Source organism: Nonomuraea sp. NPDC049129 (assembly GCF_040648495.1).
Taxonomy (GTDB): domain Bacteria; phylum Actinomycetota; class Actinomycetes; order Streptosporangiales; family Streptosporangiaceae; genus Nonomuraea.
Window position 1 is genome coordinate 25,227 of record NZ_JBEZDU010000046.1, and the last position, 15,061, is coordinate 40,287.

The window sequence follows — 15,061 nt, forward strand, 5'->3', positions numbered from 1 at the left end:
TGTGGATCATGACTTTGGAGTGGTCGGGGCGTGCTTCGTAGTCGCGGGCCAGGCGGCGGTGGAGCATCAGCCAGCCGAGTGTGCGTTCGCCCACCCAGCGGCGCGGCAGCGGGGTGAAGCCCTTGGTGGCGGGGTCGCGGGTGACGACTTCGACGTTGATGCCGAGGGTGGCGGCGCCGTCGATGACGGTGGTGCGGTAGGCGCTGTCGGCCCAGGCTTTGGTGAGGGTGGGGTGGGTGGCGGCGACCGTGGTGAGCAGAGGCAGGCCGGCGGCAGTGTCGGAGATGCTGGCGGCGGTGACGAGCACCGCCAGGAGCAGGCCGAGGGTGTCGGTGACGATGCTGCGCTTGCGGCCGGCGATCTTCTTGCCGGCGTCGTAGTCCTGGCTGGTGGCCGGCACGTTGGCGGTGGTCTTGACGCTCTGGGCGTCGATCATGCAGGCGCTGGGTTCGGGGTTGCGGCCCGCAGCGGTGCGCACTGGCTGCGGGGTTGGCAGCGTTGTACTGGTCGCGGATGGTGCCGGGGATCCGGCCTCGGCCGCTGATGGGCAGACCCTGGGTCTTGGCCCACTCGCGGATGGCGTGGTCGCGCTCGCGGTCGCCGGACATGGTGCGCTTAGTGGTCGCGCCGAGCGCCTTGGCCCTTTCGCGGGCGTCGGCGAGTTGCTGCTCCAGTTCGGCGACGCGGTCGGCGGCAGCCTGCTTAGCGGCTTCGCGCTGAGCTGCGACGGCTCGCTGCTCGTCCACCTGTGTGTAGATGGTGTGGAGCTTGTCGAGGGCCTGCTTGGCGCGGTCGAGCGCGGTCTGTACGTGGCGGTTGTCGCAGTCGGCCGCGTCGGCGAGGAGCGCGTTGGCGTTGTACGGCTCGTCTGCCCGCGCCGCCACCGACCGTCCGTGAAGCAACCCGCTGGATCACCAGCGACCCCGACCACCTCACGACCGAAGAAGCCACCAAGCTCGCCCAGCTCAAGGCACGCAGCGCCCGCCTGACCTTGCTCGCCGGACACGTCACCGACTTCGCCCAAATGATGACGAACAGAACCGGAACCCAGCACCTTGAAGGCTGGCTCACCAACATCGAGAACGGCGACTTCCCCGCCCTGCACTCCCTCGCCTGCGGCATCCGCCTCGACCAGGGGCTCCGCTCCCGAAGGTGTCCCCAGCCGCCAGGTATTGGGTCGTTACTTACGCGGGAACAGCCGTTGGCGATGAGACGGGCGGCACCGCCTGGACATGGACACCCGCCTCGGCCTCGCAGCCGCCTAACCACCCCGGTCGTGGAGGCGCTACGCCCTCCACGGTGCTTCCCACTCAATAGCCCGCCGTCAGTTCGGCGGCACTCGCGGTGGGCGGGTTGCCGTTGCGGCGGCTTTCGAGGTCGTCGAGGATCGCCGCGGTGGCCGTGGCTCCGAAGCGGGTGGCGCCGAGCCGATGCAGGTGCAGGAGAGCGTCCAGGGTGCGAACGCCTCCGGCCGCCTTGACCTGCACGTGGGAGGACACGGTGCGGCGCATCAGGGCGATGTCGGCGGCCGTCGCGCCGCCGGGGGCGAACCCGGTGCTGGTCTTGACGAAGGCCGCGCCAGCTGTCTCAGCGGCCTTGTACCCGGCGGTCTTGTCCTGGTCGGTCAGGTAGGCGTTCTCGAAGATCACTTTTACGGGGAGTCCCTCAGCGGCCTGGACGACGGCGGCGATCTCGTTCTGGACGAACGCGACGTCGCCGCCGCCCAGGCGACTGATGTTGATCACCATGTCGATCTCTTCCGCCCCCAGAGAGATCAGTTCGGTGGTCTCGAAGACCTTCGCCTGCGTGGTGCTGCTGCCGTGCGGGAAGCCGACGACCGTGCCAACGCGAACCTGGCTGCCGCGCAGCGTGGCGGCCGCCGCCGCCACGTCGGTGGGCCGCACGCACACCGACGCTGTGCGGTACTCCAGGGCAGTCTCCAGGCCGTCCTCGACCTCGGCCGGAGTCAGTTCGGGTCGCAGCAGCGAGTGGTCGATCATCTTCGCCACCACCTCGTGTGAGGGCAGGGGGCCCGCCCAGCGCGGGACGTCGATCGAGGCCACGGACATGATGCTCTCCTTAGGGTCGCCTCAGATAATCTGTATATACAGCCTATACAGATCCGAAGGTGGTGTCGACTGACGTCACACTGGGAGCCGACACCATCCGACTGAGGAGGACCACACCCGCCATGGCCGCGTCGCAACCGCTGTACGAGCGCATCGAGAAGCAGCTGCGCCGGCGCCTCGAAGGAGCCGCCGTCGGCGATCCGTTCCCCTCCGAATCGCGGCTGGCTCAGGAGTTCGGCGTCTCCCGGATGACGGCGCGCGCCGCTCTGGTCCGACTGGAACGCGACGGCCTGCTGGAGCGGGTGCCCGGGCGGGGCAGCTTCGTGCGCCAGACCGCCGCCGCCCGGCCGGTCGGCACCCTGCTGAGCTTCCACGACCAGGCCCTCGCCCTTGGCAAGACACCACGTTCCCGGGTCCTGGAGGCCGCCGTGCGCCCTGCCTCCCCCCAGGAGACGGCCGCCCTCTACCCGGCCCTCGCCAGGCAATCTGCGTCCGTGGTCGCCATCAGCCGCGTCCGGCTCTTCGACGACCTGCCCGTGGCCATCGAACACGCCACGTTCCCCGCCACCCTCGACGCGTTGCTCACCGCAGACCTGGAGACCGGATCACTGCACCAGACCCTCCGCCGCACAGGACTGCACCCGACTCTCGGCTCCTCCGTCCTCACGGCGCGCACAGCCGATGACGATGCACCCGAACTCGACGTTGACCCCACCACGCCGATGCTCGTCGAGACGCGCTCCATCATCGACCAGCATGGGAACCCTCTCGAATACACGATCAGCTCCTATGTCGCGCACCGCTACGCGCTCAAGGTCGACTTCTCCGTCTCCGCTCCCGGCCACCCCTCGCACCGGGCCGACAGCGGCGGCGACGCGGCGAGTCACCCAGCCTGACGCCTCACCCGGCCTCCAAGCACCCAGTCGTGTCGGGCAAGGTTTTGGAACGACGCAGCGGAACAACGCAAGCGGCGCCATACGGTGTCGGGAAACGAAGATTTCCCGACAGGCCTCCAGGCCCTCTCGCGGTTCGTCGGGCACCTTCCGGCCCGCAACTGCCGCACCGCGAGCGTGTACCACTTCGCCATCCACAGTGTGTCACCACGTTGGTCAAGACGGCCAAACACCACGCCTATTGGCTTGGTGACGGCGCTCTGGTGGGGCATCGTGCAGGTCGGGGCGCTGCGCGTGCGGCATCGCGCTCGTTCAGCAGGCGGCGTCTTCCTGTTGTAGGCCCGGATCCCGACAAATACTTCGCCGCGTGCAGGTGCCGCACAGCATGCCCCACTCCTTCAGCGCAGTGGCCAGGGTGTTCTGGGGTGCCTGAGCAGTTGGCTTCTCCCCGGGAGTTCCGGATGCTTCGCTCGGCCTGCTGCGGGCCTGGGCATCGGATGTAGTCGGGCCTTCATGCCTTTGCCGCGAGGAACTCCCGGGCCATGGACAGCGCTACCGAGGTCGCGCCGTACAGGGAGACTGCTTCGCCCAGTTCGGTGGTCTCGATACGCGGCGGGTAAGGGATGAGGGATTCGACGACGCCCTGCACCATCTCCCGTACGCGGAGGTTGGCCCCGATGCCACCGCCAAGCACGACGAGACCCGGGTCGACGACGGCGCAGATGCTGGCGATAGCGAGCCCGATCCAGTTTCCCGCTGCCTTGACCAGTGCCTGCGCGGCAGGGTCGCCGTCCTCGGCGCGCAGGAAGATCTCAGCGACGCCGCGCGGGGGATGCTCCTGCCAGCCGCGATTCTGCCGGGCCATAGCAAGCAGGGTGGCCGCCCCGGTCTGGTCCTCCAGACCACCGCGTACGCGGTGGCGGGTGTCCAGCGGGTCTTCGGCGAGCGGCAGGAAGGAGATCTCCCCCGCCGCGCCGTTGCTGCCACGCCACAACTGATCGTTGTGGATGAGTCCCATGCCAATGCCGGCACCGATGCCCACGAAAGCGAAGGTGTCGACGGCGCGGCCGAGACCACGCCACTTCTCGCCGACCGCGGCCATGTTCACGTTGTTCTCAACGTAGACCCGCGTCGTGAACACCTCTCGCAGCGACCGGGTCAGATCAAATCCGTCTCGCACGAAGATGTTCGGCGCGAGACTGACCAGTTGAGTGACAGGGTCGACGACGCCGGGGGCGGCCACGCCGATCGCCAGGAGGGAGGACTCAGCGAGACCCGCCTTGGCCAGCACCTCGTGGACCAGTTCGACAAGCTGGACGGGCAGGGCTTCCTCGCCGGTGCGTGTCTCAGCCCGGACCTCGGCGTGGCTCTCGCCGTACAGGTCGGCGCAGGAGACCCGTACGCTCGACCCCCCGACGTCGATGGCGACGACGAAGCCGACCGAGGGTTGGATAGCGTAGGCGATCGGCACCCGGCCGGTGTTGCCCCGCACGTCGCCGTTCTCGGCGATGAGCCCCGTTTCCAGCAGGCGGCGCACGGCCTGCGACACCGTCGGCTTCGACAAGCCGGTGGCCTTCGCGATGGCTGGCCGGGTGGTCGACCCCGCCGCCGCGATGGCCTCCAGCACAAGTTGCTCACTCAGTCCGCGGAGTGAGCGCATGTCCGCTCGCCCAGCCGGTCCCGTCTCCGGGGTCATGTCGTCAATCCTCTCAAAAGCCAACCGGTCCGCCCAGCGTCGACCCGCCCCGCCGGTTCCGTGTGATCACGATGTTAAACGGTTTCTCAAGGCATGTGGTGACCGTTGACGCCTAGGGGGGTTGTTTGTTAGGAAACATACTAACAAACTCTGAAGCTTTCGCGTAGCTCACCGAGAGGACAGCGACGTTGCACGCAGTAACTGGGGCCCAGATCGTTCACCGGCATGAAGCAGAGGCGTTCATGGAGGGCGATGAGTTCGCCCTGAAGTACTTCCATTCAGACCGGCTGGTCTTCGCGTACTCGACCATGCCTCCCGGCGGCAAGTCCGCCTTCGACCCGGGCCACGTTGGAGCGGACGAGGTCGTCTACGTGGTCAAGGGCCAGATCCTCATCCAGATCGGCGACAAGGGCGACTTCGTCAACCTCCGCGAGGGCGATGCCGCCCTCATCGAGGACTCCGTTCCCCACACCGTGTACAACCCCGGCCCGGCGCAGGCGGAGATGACCTGGTCGACCGCCCCCGTCCTCGGCCGCGCCGACCGCCTGACGGGAGACTAGACGATGACCTCACCAAACCAGATCACCCGGGAGGACCAGGCGGGGGCGTTCCGCAGAATCGCAGTCGAGATCGGCGGCACATTCACCGACTGTGTGTTCGAGACCGAGCAGGGCGCCCTGCTGTGCGCCAAGGTCCCCTCCACCCCCGGCTCGCCCGAGTTGTCCGTACAGCACGCGCTGGAGCGGATGTCCACCAGTCTGGAGCAGACACAGGAGTTCCTGCACGGCTCAACGGTCGCCACCAACGCGGTCATCGAACGCAAGGGCGCGCCCACCGCGTTCGTGACCACTGAGGGATTCCGGGACATCTTGGAGCTCCAGCGAGGCGCCCGAACCAATATCTACGACCTGCAGTACGTCAAGCCGGCGCCGCTCGTCACGCGAGACCACGCGCACGAGGTCACCGAACGGATCACCGCCGCCGGCGAAGTATTGACCCCGCTGGCGCCCGACTCGCTCGACGCCCTCGCTCGACGGCTGGAGACGAGCGGGGTGCGTGCGGTCGCCGTGACGCTATTGCACAGCTACGCCAACGCCGAGCACGAGACCCGCGTGCAGGAATACCTGAACCGGGCACTCCCCGGGCTCTGGGTCGACATCTCATCGGACGTCGCCCCTGAGTTCCGTGAGTACGAACGCGCCTCCACCACGGCCATGAGCGCGTACCTGGGACCGCGCATCTCCACCTACCTGTCGCAGTTGCACGAGGACCTAGGCGCGCGCGGCTTCGCCGGAAGGTTCATGGTGATGAAGTCCTCCGGCGGCCTGCAGCACATCGGCCACAGCCACGTCCGCCCAGTCGAGATGCTCGAATCAGGACCGGTGGCCGGCGCGGGCGGCGCCGCGGAGATCGCGCTGCGGGCTGGAGTCCGCTCGGTCATCACCTTCGACATGGGCGGCACGTCCACTGACATCGCCGTCATCGATGACGGGCGGCTCCGCTACGCGTCGCAGTCAACCCTCGACGGACTCCCCGTCCGCTCGCCGACGGCCGACATAAGCTCGGTCGGCGCGGGTGGCGGCTCGATCGCGTCGATCGACGCGGGCGGGCTCCTGCAGGTCGGCCCGGAAAGCGCGGGGGCCGACCCCGGACCGGCCTGCTACGGCAGGGGCGGCACACGCCCCACCGTGACGGACGCGCACGTGGTACGTGGCGTGATCCGGCCGGAGAGCTTCATCGGCGGCGAGTGGACGCTGGACGGCGCGGCCGCCGAGCGGGCCATCGCCGCCCTCGCCGACGACCTCGGCGCCACAGTGCCAGAGGCGGCCGAGGCCGTGGTGCGGCTCGCCGACGAGAACACCATCAACGCGATCCGCATCGTGACCATGGAACGAGGACTCGACCCGCGTGACTACACCCTGGTGGCGTACGGCGGCGCCGGTCCGCTCCACGCCGCCCGGGTGGCCGAGGAACTGGGCTGCCCCGAGGTGCTGGTCCCACCGAACGCGGGGATGCTGTCCGCATTCGGGCTACTGGTCGCGCCACTGCAGGCCACCCGGACCGCCACCCGCATCCGCCCGGCCGCCGAATGGGCCCCCCAGGACCTGGAGGAGCTCTACCAGAGCCTCGACGCCCAGGTCCGCGCCGAACTGCGGGATATGGGCGCACCGGAGGAGGCCATCCAGCTGACCCGGATCCTCGAAGGCCGCTACATCGGCCAGGCGTACGAACTGTCAGTCCTCGCCGGAGCCCCGGCCCACATCCCCGACCTGGTTTCGGGATTCCACCAGGCGCACGAGGAGCGCTACTCCCGCTCCCGCCGATCCGAGCCGATCGAGTTCGTGTCCTACCGGGTGCGGGGCGAATGCCAGCGCGACTTCGCCGACCTGGCGTCGATGACGTATCCGTCGCAGGCCGCCGGCGGCGGCGCGCAGAGCGCCGACATCAAGGGCTCGGACGGGAACCTGACGGCGGTCTTCACCGGCCGGGCGCGGCTGTCAGCCGGGGACGAGCTGGTCGGCCCCGCCGTCGTCGAGGAGAGCACCTCAGCCTGCTACGTCCCACGCGGCTGGACAGCGCGCGTGGACGAACACTCGAACCTGCGGTTGTCCAGGAGGAACCCATGACACTCCTCGATCCAGTTACCTTCGCGGTGCTGACGAAGAACTTTGTAGCGATCGCCCGCGAGATGAGCACCAATCTGCTGCGCTCGGCCTACTCTCCCGTCATCCGGGAAGCGGCGGACGCCTCGACCGCGTTCCTCGACCCCCAGGGCCGGGTCATCGCGCAGGCCGAGAACATCCCGCTGCACCTGAACTCGATGCCGCCGGCGTTCGCCGCGTGCCAGGCGGCACTCGGCGCACCGGCCGACGACGACGAGGTCTGGATCAACAACGACCCGTATTCGGGCGGGCAGCACCTCTCCGACATCTTCCTGTTCCGTCCGGTCTTCCACGAAGGCAGGCTGATCGGCTACACGGCGAGCGTCGGCCACTACATCGACCTCGGCCACTCGCTCGGCTTCAACCTCCGTGCCCGGGACATGTACGAGGAGCGCATGCGTTTCGCGCCGATGCGGTTCTCGCTGAGCCGGGACTGGAACGACGGCATCCTCCCGAAGATCATCGAGTCGAACGTACGCATGCCTCGCTATGTGCTCGGCGACCTGGACGCCCAGCTCACCGCCAACGCCATAGGCGCCGACCGGCTGCGCAGCCTCGCCTCTAAGTACGGTACCGACACGCTGCTGCACGCCTTCGATGACTACCTGGATTACGCCGAGAGACGGACCCGGGCCCAGATCCACGAGCTTCCGGACGGTGTGTTCGAAGCCGAGGACTGGGTGGACGATGACGGCCTCGGACCAGACGCCATCCCCGTGCGCGTGCAGATCCGCATCGCGGGGGACCAGATCCACGTCGCCTTCGCCGGCACCGGGGCCCAGGTCAGGGGCGCCATCAACTGCCCGCTGGCTTCGACCGTGTCCGCCGCGATGAGCGCGATCAAGTCCGCGCTGAACGACCTGGACCTGCCCCTCAACGCTGGCTGCTACCGCCCGGTCACGATCGAGCACCCGCCGCTCGGTTCCATCCTCAATCCGGCATCACCCGCTCCGGTCGAAGCCCGTGCCCTGCCGGTCATCCGAGTGTTCTCCGCGGTGATCAAGGCGCTGGCGAAGGCGGCGCCGGAACGGGTGGCCGCCACCGGTTACGACACCCGTACCTCCATCGACCTGCACCACACCACCTCGCAGGGGCACAGCGGATTCTCCGATCTGTACGGCGGCGGGTACGGCGCCAGCCACCGCCACGACGGCGCCGACCAGGTTGATGACCCTCTGGGAAACTGCACGAACACGCCGGTGGAGGCGTTGGAGAACTCGCAGGACTTCTTCCGTGTCACGCACTACGGTCTGCTGCGCGACTCCGGCGGGCCGGGCCGCACACGCGGCGGGATGGGGGCGAGCCGGGGCTATGAGATCCTTCGCGACAACATCTACATGACTGCCTACTCCGACCGCTTCACGACCCGGCCGGAGGGACTGCTCGGCGGTGAGCCGGGCACGACCGCCGCCATCGGCGTGAACCGCGCCAGCGGCGAGCACGAGGAATTCCCGAGCAAAGGCTCGACCGTACTGAACCGGGGCGACGTCGTCACGGTCGCGGTCGGCGGGGGCGGCGGGTACGGCGATGCGCGAGAGCGGCCAGTCGAACTCGTTGAGCGCGACCTGCGCGAGGACCGCGTGAGCGCCGAGGCCGCGAAGATCCACTACGGGTACGACACATGAGCACGCGAGACGGTGTCCTCGACGCGACCACGACGCGACCCGAGGTAAAACTGGCCTTCCGCGATGTGGCCATGATCTATCAGGCCGACGGCGGCCCGGTCACGGCGCTCAAGGACGTCAACTTCGACGTGCGGGCGAGAGAGTTCCTGTGCGTGGTCGGTTCCTCCGGGGGCGGCAAGTCGACCCTGCTGCATATCGCGGCTGGACTGGTGCGGCAGACCTCGGGCGAAGTCCTCCTGGACGGGCACCCCGTACGGGGTGCCGGGGCCGACCGGGCCATGGTGTTCCAGGATGACGCGGTCTTCCCATGGCTGCGCGTCCACCAAAACGTCGAGTACGGACTGAAGGCCCAAGGCCTGCCCAAAAAGCAGCGATGTGACCGGGTCGAGAAGATGCTCGCCCTGGTGGGCCTGCGTGACTGGCGCTTGATGTACCCGAGGCAGCTGTCGGGCGGGATGCGCAAACGTGTCGACATCGCCCGCGCGTTCGCGGGCCGAGCGGACGTGGTGCTCATGGACGAGCCGTTCGGAGGGCTGGACACGGTCACTCGGGCAAGCCTCCAGGAGGAGGTTCTCCGAATCTGGGACACCGAGCGGAAGACCATCGTGTTCGTCACACACGACCTTGAGGAGGCGGTGTTCCTGGCCGACAGGATCGTGCTGCTCCGCCCGTCCCACCCGCCCCTCATCTACGACAACGACCTGCCCCGGCCCCGCACCGACGAGTTGCGGACCTCCCGCGACCTGCAGGATCGCCGACGAGAACTGTCCCGGCTCATGTTGCAAGCGCCAGACCCGGACCGGAGCTCCCATGGCCCATCACACCACGAGCACTGATCCCACCCGTGCGGCCGCACCCGTGCGAGCGGCGCAATCCCCGCTGGACGGAGGAAAGGGTCGGCTGCGGCGCACGGTTCGCACGCTGGCGCGGCGGACGATCCCACTGCTCGTGGTCGCCGCCGCCTGGGCCGCGATCAGCCGCCTGGCCACGATCGACCCCTTGTTCCTGCCCAGCCCCGGCCTGGTGTGGAACGCCTTCACCGATATGGCGCCGCTGCTGCCGGGCGCCATCGCCTACTCGATGGGCACCTTGCTCACCGGATTTGCGGCTGGCTGCGCGGCGGCGATACTCCTCGGGCTGGCAATGGCCTACAGCAAGATCATACGGTATTCCATCGAGGGCCTGGTCGACGCCCTACGGCCCGTACCCGTCTTCGCACTCATCCCGCTGTTCATGCTGTGGCTGGGCATCGGGCGCCCGCCGCAGGTCCTGCTCGTCGCGTTCGGCTGCTTCGTGATCGTCGTCGTGAGCACCTCGGAGGCCATCCGCAACGTGCCTGCGATCTTCATGAACGCGGCCAGCACCCTGGGCGCGAGCCGCGCCCGTGTCTACCGCACCGTGGTCGTGCCGGCTATCACCCCGCAGATCCTTGGGGGCGTACGCGCCGCGGGCTCGGCGGCGTTCGGTTTGGAGGTGGCGGCCGAGCTCATCGGTGCCCAGGACGGCCTCGGGCACATGATGATCACCAACCAGTTGTACCTGCGCACCGAAGGCATCCTCGTCGCGATCGCCGTCTTCACCCTGCTCGCTCTGATCCTCGACGCAATCATCCGCCTCGCCGGCGGCAGGCTCGTCCGCTGGTCCGGACGCGGCCCCGCCTGATCCGAGAAAGACGCACGACCATGCAAATGACACGAAGACGTTTCCTATCCGCCACCGGCTCCACCGCCACCGCAGCCGCCCTGCTGAGCGCCCTGTCCGGCTGCGGCTCGCCGCGTACATCAAGCTCACCGGGCACCCGCGACAGCGGCGCGGTCACGCTGGGCGTCTTGCCGTTCCTCGACTACGTCGCCTGGCAGGCGACCAAGCACCTGGGCATCGACAAGACCATCGACCTGCAGCTTGAACTGCAGCAATTCTCGCTGGAGCCGGGTGAGACGGCAGCCCTCGCCCGGGGCACCTGCGACGTCGCCAGCGGCGCGCTCGGTTCGCTGGTGCCGCTGCAGCCCAAGACGCCGGATATGAGGATTATCGGCACGACCTCCCAGTTCCGAGGTTTCGCGTTCATCGTCCGCAACGAGGATGGTTTCCGCCCATATGCGCCACCAGCCGAGGGCGCGTCCCCGAAAGAGGCGAGTAGGGCGGCGATCGCACAGCTTCGCGGCAAGAAGATCGTCACGATCCCATCGAGCTTCCAGGCCACGATCGACGGCACGCTCACAACCGCGGGGCTCACCGAGAAGGATGTCACGATCCTCTCCTTCGACCAATCCGCGAGCGCCGCCATCGCCTTCATCCGTGGCGAGGGCGACGTCTTCCTCGGCGGCCTGCCTGAGACGGTCCGGCTACTCACCGGCGCCAACAAGGGCAAGTACCTGCCGCTGGTGCAGAACCAGCAGATCGGCGAGGCAGGGCTCTGGTACTCCAACTTCGCCACAACGACGAAGATGCTCGATCAGCGGCACGAGATCGTGTTGAAGCTCATCGCCGTCTGGTACCGAACGGCACGATACATCCGCGAGCGCCCCGACGACGCGCTAGGCCCGATGGTGGACTATCTCAATCGGCAAACCGGGGGCGGGCTCACCCTTCAGGACGCCAAGAACCAGATCCCCGCCTTCGTCTACTTCCCCACACTCGATGAGGCCAAGAAGACGGTGTACGACTCCACCTCCGACACCTACTGGCGCAAGTGCTTCGACTATCAGGCCGCGGCCAACGAGAAGGCCGGCCACGTTCCCGCAGGCTTCCCGGCCGACTGGATCATCGCGGAGGACCTGTTCACCGAGCTGCTCGGCAAGAAGGAGCTCGTCGACTTCGTCAACTCCAGCCTGTGATCCAGCACCAGGCGTTCGGTATGGGCGTCCGAGGCCTTCCCCTCCGGACGCCCGTCTCGACAGCCGACGCTCCGCGCCAGAATGCCGGGCAGGTAGCGGTACGCGCTTGGCATAGACATCGGCTGCACCAAGATCCATGCGGCTGGCCGACGGCACCGACCGGATCGCGTGCATGGCCCGCGAGCTCCCAAGCCGCAGCGATGGCCTTCGCGGAGCATCTGGTTCTCGTCACCGACGCCGCAGCGGCCGCGGGCATGACACCCGGCCGATGCCAGCTCGGTGGTCGATCCGTCCACACCGAGAGCTGCCGCCCGCCGACACTGGCCGACAGAGAGAGGCGCTGCGCATGAACCACGCGCTAGCGAACGCCGTCCAGCTGGGTCTGCCGCTGCTGGACGCGGTGGCCGCCACGACATCACGCCCGGCCGACCTGCTCGCCCGCCCGGGCCTCGGACACATCAAGGACGGCCGCGCATGCCGATCTGGGGGGCTGAACGACAATCTCGACACAAAGACAACATGGCACTTCCCACAACTCGACTCAGGAGACACCACCAGATGACGACAACCCTGACCGCTGTCACGACCACCATCGACCAGCTCGACATCGCCCTGACAACAGGGAGATCAGATCGTTCACGCGAGGATTCAAAGGACCGAGACCATGTGCCAGCACCAACCACCCTGTCCATCCGCATACGCAACCGATCATGACGCGGCGCGTCTGGTGGCTTACCACCCCGAGCAGAACTGGGGTCTGCTCTGCAACGGTGTCATCGTCTTCGACGACACCGGCGAACTGCTGCCCGATGGACGGAGCATCCCTGCCCACCGCACCCTCTGCGCAGGTGCGGCATGAACCCGAGGAAACCGATCATTGCCACATCGGCAACCGGGCTCATGCAAGCCTACACCAGGCTAAAAGCCCTTGTCTGCCACATCGATACACCGCTTGATGTGCCTGGCGTCGACATGGCCACCTGGCCGCTGCCGCCCGGCCGGTCCTGTGTGCGCAGGGCGAGACGATTGACCCGCGCCCAGCTGACCGACTGGCATGTCAACCGCCACAGCAAGAGCGCTGACCTGCTCGTCAGCGCACTGGTCGCCAGGGCATACCGCCACGGGAGAGGACCGATCCGGCTCACGCTGTGGACAATGGACGGCACGCTACGCTGCGAGGTCGAGCACGCCGATCCAGCCCTCCCTCACACAGGCCACACCGGCCAGGACGACGAACAAGGCCATTGGCTGAGTTTGATCGACCAGTTCGCCTGCTGCTGGGGCGCCACACCCACCGCTGCCGGCAAGGCCGTCTGGTTCGAGCTGCCAGAGAGCCCGCGCGCGGCCGACGAGCTCACCCGACGTTTCGGCGCCGACCAGCACCGCGGCGTCTCCGTCTCGAACCCCCGGGCGTAGCCTGGCGTGGGGGAATGGGCGGGCCCCTATCCTGCTGGCGCAGCGGCACAGCGACCCGATGGGTGCGAGCGTGGCGGTGTTCGAGCGCGAGCCTGCAAAGGGTGCTCACGTGCCCGGCCGCCGCAGTGACCGGATCCACGGTCGCGGCGCTCGCACGGTGGGCGGGGTAGCGCTTTACCGGCACGCCTCTGCCCGGCCGCGAATACTCGGGAGACCGAGGATGTCCTTGCTCAGGCGTCCGGGTCCTGGACGTAGCGCTCAAAGCGGTGACGCGATCGTCGCTTGCTCGGTCACGGCCGCGGCGGTAACCGCCTGCTCGCGTCGCTGGTGTTCGGCGGCCAGTTCCTGGCGGAGCCGTTCGATCTCCTGGGCGTGCGCCGCGACGTACCGAGGGCCTGGTCGCGTTCGTGCTCGACCGTGCGTGCTCGCTCCTGCTGGGATTGGAACTGATGGCGCAGGTCAGTGAGCGGACGAACATAGGAGCACCGCGACACTTCGCCCCGAGGGACACTCTTGGGAGACACTCAAGCTCGACCTATCTCCCATGCAGGCTTAGACCTGCGCTTACACCCTTGGGGGACAGAAGAGACACCCTGTAGAGAAGTTCGGATAACCGAGGTGCACCAGCGCGCCGAGCTGGATGGCCAGTTGCGGCATTCGTGGACGAGCTGACACCACAGCCCGCCCAAGTCGCGGGTGCGGACGTAAGTAGAACTCAAACCCGTCCTTCTCGGCGTGCTCGCGAGCGAGCGCTGCCACGCCTGGCCACTCGATCGGCTCCCCGGATGGGGTTTTGCCGAGGTCGTTGTGGAGCACGACGACGCGGCCGGTGTAGCCCTGATCCTTGATCAGCTTGGCGACGTGGGCGAGCAACGCCATGGAGTTCTTGCCTGCGCTGGAGTTGCTGACGTTATGGACGCGGTTCTGATGTGTTCAGTCGGATGCGCTGTGACCCGACTCTCGCCGTCCGCAGCGCGAGGCAGGTTGGTTGAGGCATTCTTCGTGGTGTCGCGCGCCCGGCGACTGGCGATCAGTCGTCGGGCGCGCTGGCTTCGAGTGGATCGTTTGGCTCGTGAACGGCCTGGAGCAGCTGATCTATTTGCTGCTGAGTCGTGGCATCGTCTGCGATGGCGGCTTCTGCGCGGTCGAGCGCCTGACGGACACGGGAGTCGAGATCGACGCGAGTACTTGGTTCGCGACGCGGACTCACTTTCTAACCTCAGGCTTTCGCGGTGAATTTCGCGCAGGTTGATCGACTGCATAAGAAAAGTGCTTCTGAGCTGGGAGGATGGGGCTTGTCTAGAGTCCTGTCCCCGCCAGATCGAGAAGCACTTTCCACGTGAAGACTATCGCCTCCCACCGCACCATCACCGCCTCCGCCGACGGCACCGGGCTGCTATCCCATGCCGGGAGCCTGCTGCTGCTCAAGACCCTGCACCTCACAGGCCTGGACCGGGCGTTGTCGGCCCAGCTGGAGCGCTGGCGGCCGGAACGGGCGGTGCACGACCCCGGCAAGATCGTGGCCGACTTGGCGGTCAGTCTTGCCCTCGGCGGTGACTGCCTGGCCGACATCGCCCTGTTGCGCGCCCAGCCCGACCTGTTCGGCCCGGTCGCCTCCGACCCGACCGTCTCCCGCCTGATCGACCGGCTCGCCCGCGACGAGGTCAAGGCGCTCAAGGCCCTGCGCGCCGCTCGCGCCGCTGCTCGCCAACGCGCCTGGGACCTGGCAGGAACCGCAGCGCCGGGTAGCGACGGCGAGCTGATCCCCATCGACATCGACGCCACCATCGTCATCGCCCACTCCGACAAACAACACGCCGCACCGACCTGGAAACACACCTTCGGCTTCCAGTGCGCCATGA

15 protein-coding genes and 3 pseudogenes are annotated in these 15,061 nt (G+C 67.7%); 13 read left to right on the plus strand and 5 right to left on the minus strand.

Going from position 1 to position 15,061, the window contains the following annotated elements; translation table 11 throughout:
• Positions 1–58: 58 nt before the first annotated feature.
• From AB0B64_RS58340 to deoC, 3 genes and pseudogenes are all read right to left on the minus strand, one after another.
• Positions 59–436: pseudogene (locus AB0B64_RS58340) on the minus strand (transposase); the annotation flags it as partial.
• A 115-nt stretch (positions 437–551) separates the two neighbouring features.
• Positions 552–884: pseudogene (locus tag AB0B64_RS58345) on the minus strand (hypothetical protein); the annotation flags it as partial.
• Between the two features lie 426 nt (positions 885–1,310).
• Positions 1,311–2,069: a deoxyribose-phosphate aldolase gene (gene deoC / locus AB0B64_RS58350; protein WP_357961490.1), complete on the minus strand. Its 759-nt coding sequence runs from the start codon at positions 2,067–2,069 to the stop codon at positions 1,311–1,313.
• A gap of 122 nt (positions 2,070–2,191) precedes the next feature.
• On the opposite strand from deoC, the gene AB0B64_RS58355 reads away from it, so the two are divergent.
• Positions 2,192–2,965: a GntR family transcriptional regulator gene (locus tag AB0B64_RS58355; protein ID WP_357961487.1), complete on the plus strand. Its 774-nt coding sequence runs from the start codon at positions 2,192–2,194 to the stop codon at positions 2,963–2,965.
• Between the two features lie 508 nt (positions 2,966–3,473).
• On the opposite strand, the gene AB0B64_RS58360 is transcribed toward AB0B64_RS58355, so the two are convergent.
• Positions 3,474–4,589: an ROK family transcriptional regulator gene (locus AB0B64_RS58360; protein ID WP_358205232.1), complete on the minus strand. Its 1,116-nt coding sequence runs from the start codon at positions 4,587–4,589 to the stop codon at positions 3,474–3,476.
• A 311-nt stretch (positions 4,590–4,900) separates the two neighbouring features.
• On the opposite strand from AB0B64_RS58360, the gene AB0B64_RS58365 reads away from it, so the two are divergent.
• The 10 genes from AB0B64_RS58365 (at position 4,901) to AB0B64_RS58410 (ending at position 13,649) form a co-directional block, all read left to right on the plus strand.
• Positions 4,901–5,218 carry a cupin domain-containing protein gene (locus AB0B64_RS58365; protein WP_357961481.1) on the plus strand — a complete coding sequence of 106 codons (318 nt, stop codon included), beginning with the start codon at positions 4,901–4,903 and terminating at the stop codon, positions 5,216–5,218.
• Between the two features lie 3 nt (positions 5,219–5,221).
• Complete coding sequence (locus tag AB0B64_RS58370; RefSeq protein ID WP_358205238.1) at positions 5,222–7,285, plus strand: hydantoinase/oxoprolinase family protein; 2,064 nt, start codon at positions 5,222–5,224, stop codon at positions 7,283–7,285.
• Positions 7,282–8,946, plus strand: a complete 1,665-nt coding sequence (locus AB0B64_RS58375) for a hydantoinase B/oxoprolinase family protein (RefSeq protein ID WP_358205243.1) — start codon at positions 7,282–7,284, stop codon at positions 8,944–8,946. Before AB0B64_RS58370 ends, AB0B64_RS58375 begins: the two co-directional genes overlap by 4 nt.
• A complete protein-coding gene (locus AB0B64_RS58380) occupies positions 8,943–9,782 on the plus strand; it encodes an ABC transporter ATP-binding protein (RefSeq protein WP_357961474.1) in 840 nt (279 codons plus the stop codon). Before AB0B64_RS58375 ends, AB0B64_RS58380 begins: the two co-directional genes overlap by 4 nt.
• A complete protein-coding gene (locus AB0B64_RS58385; RefSeq protein WP_357961471.1) occupies positions 9,757–10,608 on the plus strand; it encodes an ABC transporter permease in 852 nt (283 codons plus the stop codon). The genes AB0B64_RS58380 and AB0B64_RS58385 overlap by 26 nt, the downstream gene beginning before the upstream one ends.
• Positions 10,609–10,634: 26 nt before the next feature.
• Positions 10,635–11,783, plus strand: a complete 1,149-nt coding sequence (locus AB0B64_RS58390) for an ABC transporter substrate-binding protein (protein WP_358205248.1) — start codon at positions 10,635–10,637, stop codon at positions 11,781–11,783.
• 346 nt (positions 11,784–12,129) lie between these two features.
• Entirely contained in the window at positions 12,130–12,345 is a 216-nt protein-coding gene (locus AB0B64_RS58395) for a hypothetical protein (RefSeq protein WP_357961465.1), read from the plus strand.
• Positions 12,346–12,447: 102 nt separating this feature from the next.
• Positions 12,448–12,642, plus strand: coding sequence for a DUF5999 family protein (locus AB0B64_RS58400; RefSeq protein WP_357961462.1), 195 nt, complete (start codon positions 12,448–12,450; stop codon positions 12,640–12,642).
• Positions 12,639–13,199: an ATP-binding protein gene (locus AB0B64_RS58405; RefSeq protein ID WP_357961459.1), complete on the plus strand. Its 561-nt coding sequence runs from the start codon at positions 12,639–12,641 to the stop codon at positions 13,197–13,199. The genes AB0B64_RS58400 and AB0B64_RS58405 overlap by 4 nt, the downstream gene beginning before the upstream one ends.
• Positions 13,200–13,481: 282 nt before the next feature.
• Positions 13,482–13,649, plus strand: coding sequence for a hypothetical protein (locus AB0B64_RS58410; RefSeq protein WP_357961456.1), 168 nt, complete (start codon positions 13,482–13,484; stop codon positions 13,647–13,649).
• Between the two features lie 114 nt (positions 13,650–13,763).
• Here AB0B64_RS58410 and AB0B64_RS58415 read toward each other — a convergent pair whose 3' ends face one another.
• The gene (locus AB0B64_RS58415; protein ID WP_357961453.1) at positions 13,764–14,078 is read right to left on the minus strand and encodes a hypothetical protein; all 315 of its coding nucleotides are present in this window, start codon (positions 14,076–14,078) and stop codon (positions 13,764–13,766) included.
• A gap of 193 nt (positions 14,079–14,271) precedes the next feature.
• On the opposite strand from AB0B64_RS58415, the gene AB0B64_RS58420 reads away from it, so the two are divergent.
• Positions 14,272–14,451, plus strand: a complete 180-nt coding sequence (locus tag AB0B64_RS58420) for a hypothetical protein (RefSeq protein WP_357961450.1) — start codon at positions 14,272–14,274, stop codon at positions 14,449–14,451.
• An 87-nt stretch (positions 14,452–14,538) separates the two neighbouring features.
• Positions 14,539–15,048: pseudogene (locus AB0B64_RS58425) on the plus strand (transposase); the annotation flags it as partial.
• Positions 15,049–15,061 lie beyond the last annotated feature (13 nt).

Bases quoted from the DNA above. Each gene is read 5' to 3' on its own strand.
- deoC (WP_357961490.1), bottom strand. From the start codon at position 2,069: ATGTCCGTGGCCTCGATCGACGTCCCGCGCTGGGCGGGCCCCCTGCCC.
- AB0B64_RS58355 (WP_357961487.1), top strand. From the start codon at position 2,192: ATGGCCGCGTCGCAACCGCTGTACGAGCGCATCGAGAAGCAGCTGCGC.
- AB0B64_RS58365 (WP_357961481.1), top strand. From the start codon at position 4,901: ATGGAGGGCGATGAGTTCGCCCTGAAGTACTTCCATTCAGACCGGCTG.
- AB0B64_RS58370 (WP_358205238.1), top strand. From the start codon at position 5,222: ATGACCTCACCAAACCAGATCACCCGGGAGGACCAGGCGGGGGCGTTC.
- AB0B64_RS58375 (WP_358205243.1), top strand. From the start codon at position 7,282: ATGACACTCCTCGATCCAGTTACCTTCGCGGTGCTGACGAAGAACTTT.
- AB0B64_RS58380 (WP_357961474.1), top strand. From the start codon at position 8,943: ATGAGCACGCGAGACGGTGTCCTCGACGCGACCACGACGCGACCCGAG.
- AB0B64_RS58385 (WP_357961471.1), top strand. From the start codon at position 9,757: ATGGCCCATCACACCACGAGCACTGATCCCACCCGTGCGGCCGCACCC.
- AB0B64_RS58390 (WP_358205248.1), top strand. From the start codon at position 10,635: ATGACACGAAGACGTTTCCTATCCGCCACCGGCTCCACCGCCACCGCA.
- AB0B64_RS58395 (WP_357961465.1), top strand. From the start codon at position 12,130: ATGAACCACGCGCTAGCGAACGCCGTCCAGCTGGGTCTGCCGCTGCTG.
- AB0B64_RS58400 (WP_357961462.1), top strand. From the start codon at position 12,448: ATGTGCCAGCACCAACCACCCTGTCCATCCGCATACGCAACCGATCAT.
- AB0B64_RS58405 (WP_357961459.1), top strand. From the start codon at position 12,639: ATGAACCCGAGGAAACCGATCATTGCCACATCGGCAACCGGGCTCATG.
- AB0B64_RS58415 (WP_357961453.1), bottom strand. From the start codon at position 14,078: ATGGCGTTGCTCGCCCACGTCGCCAAGCTGATCAAGGATCAGGGCTAC.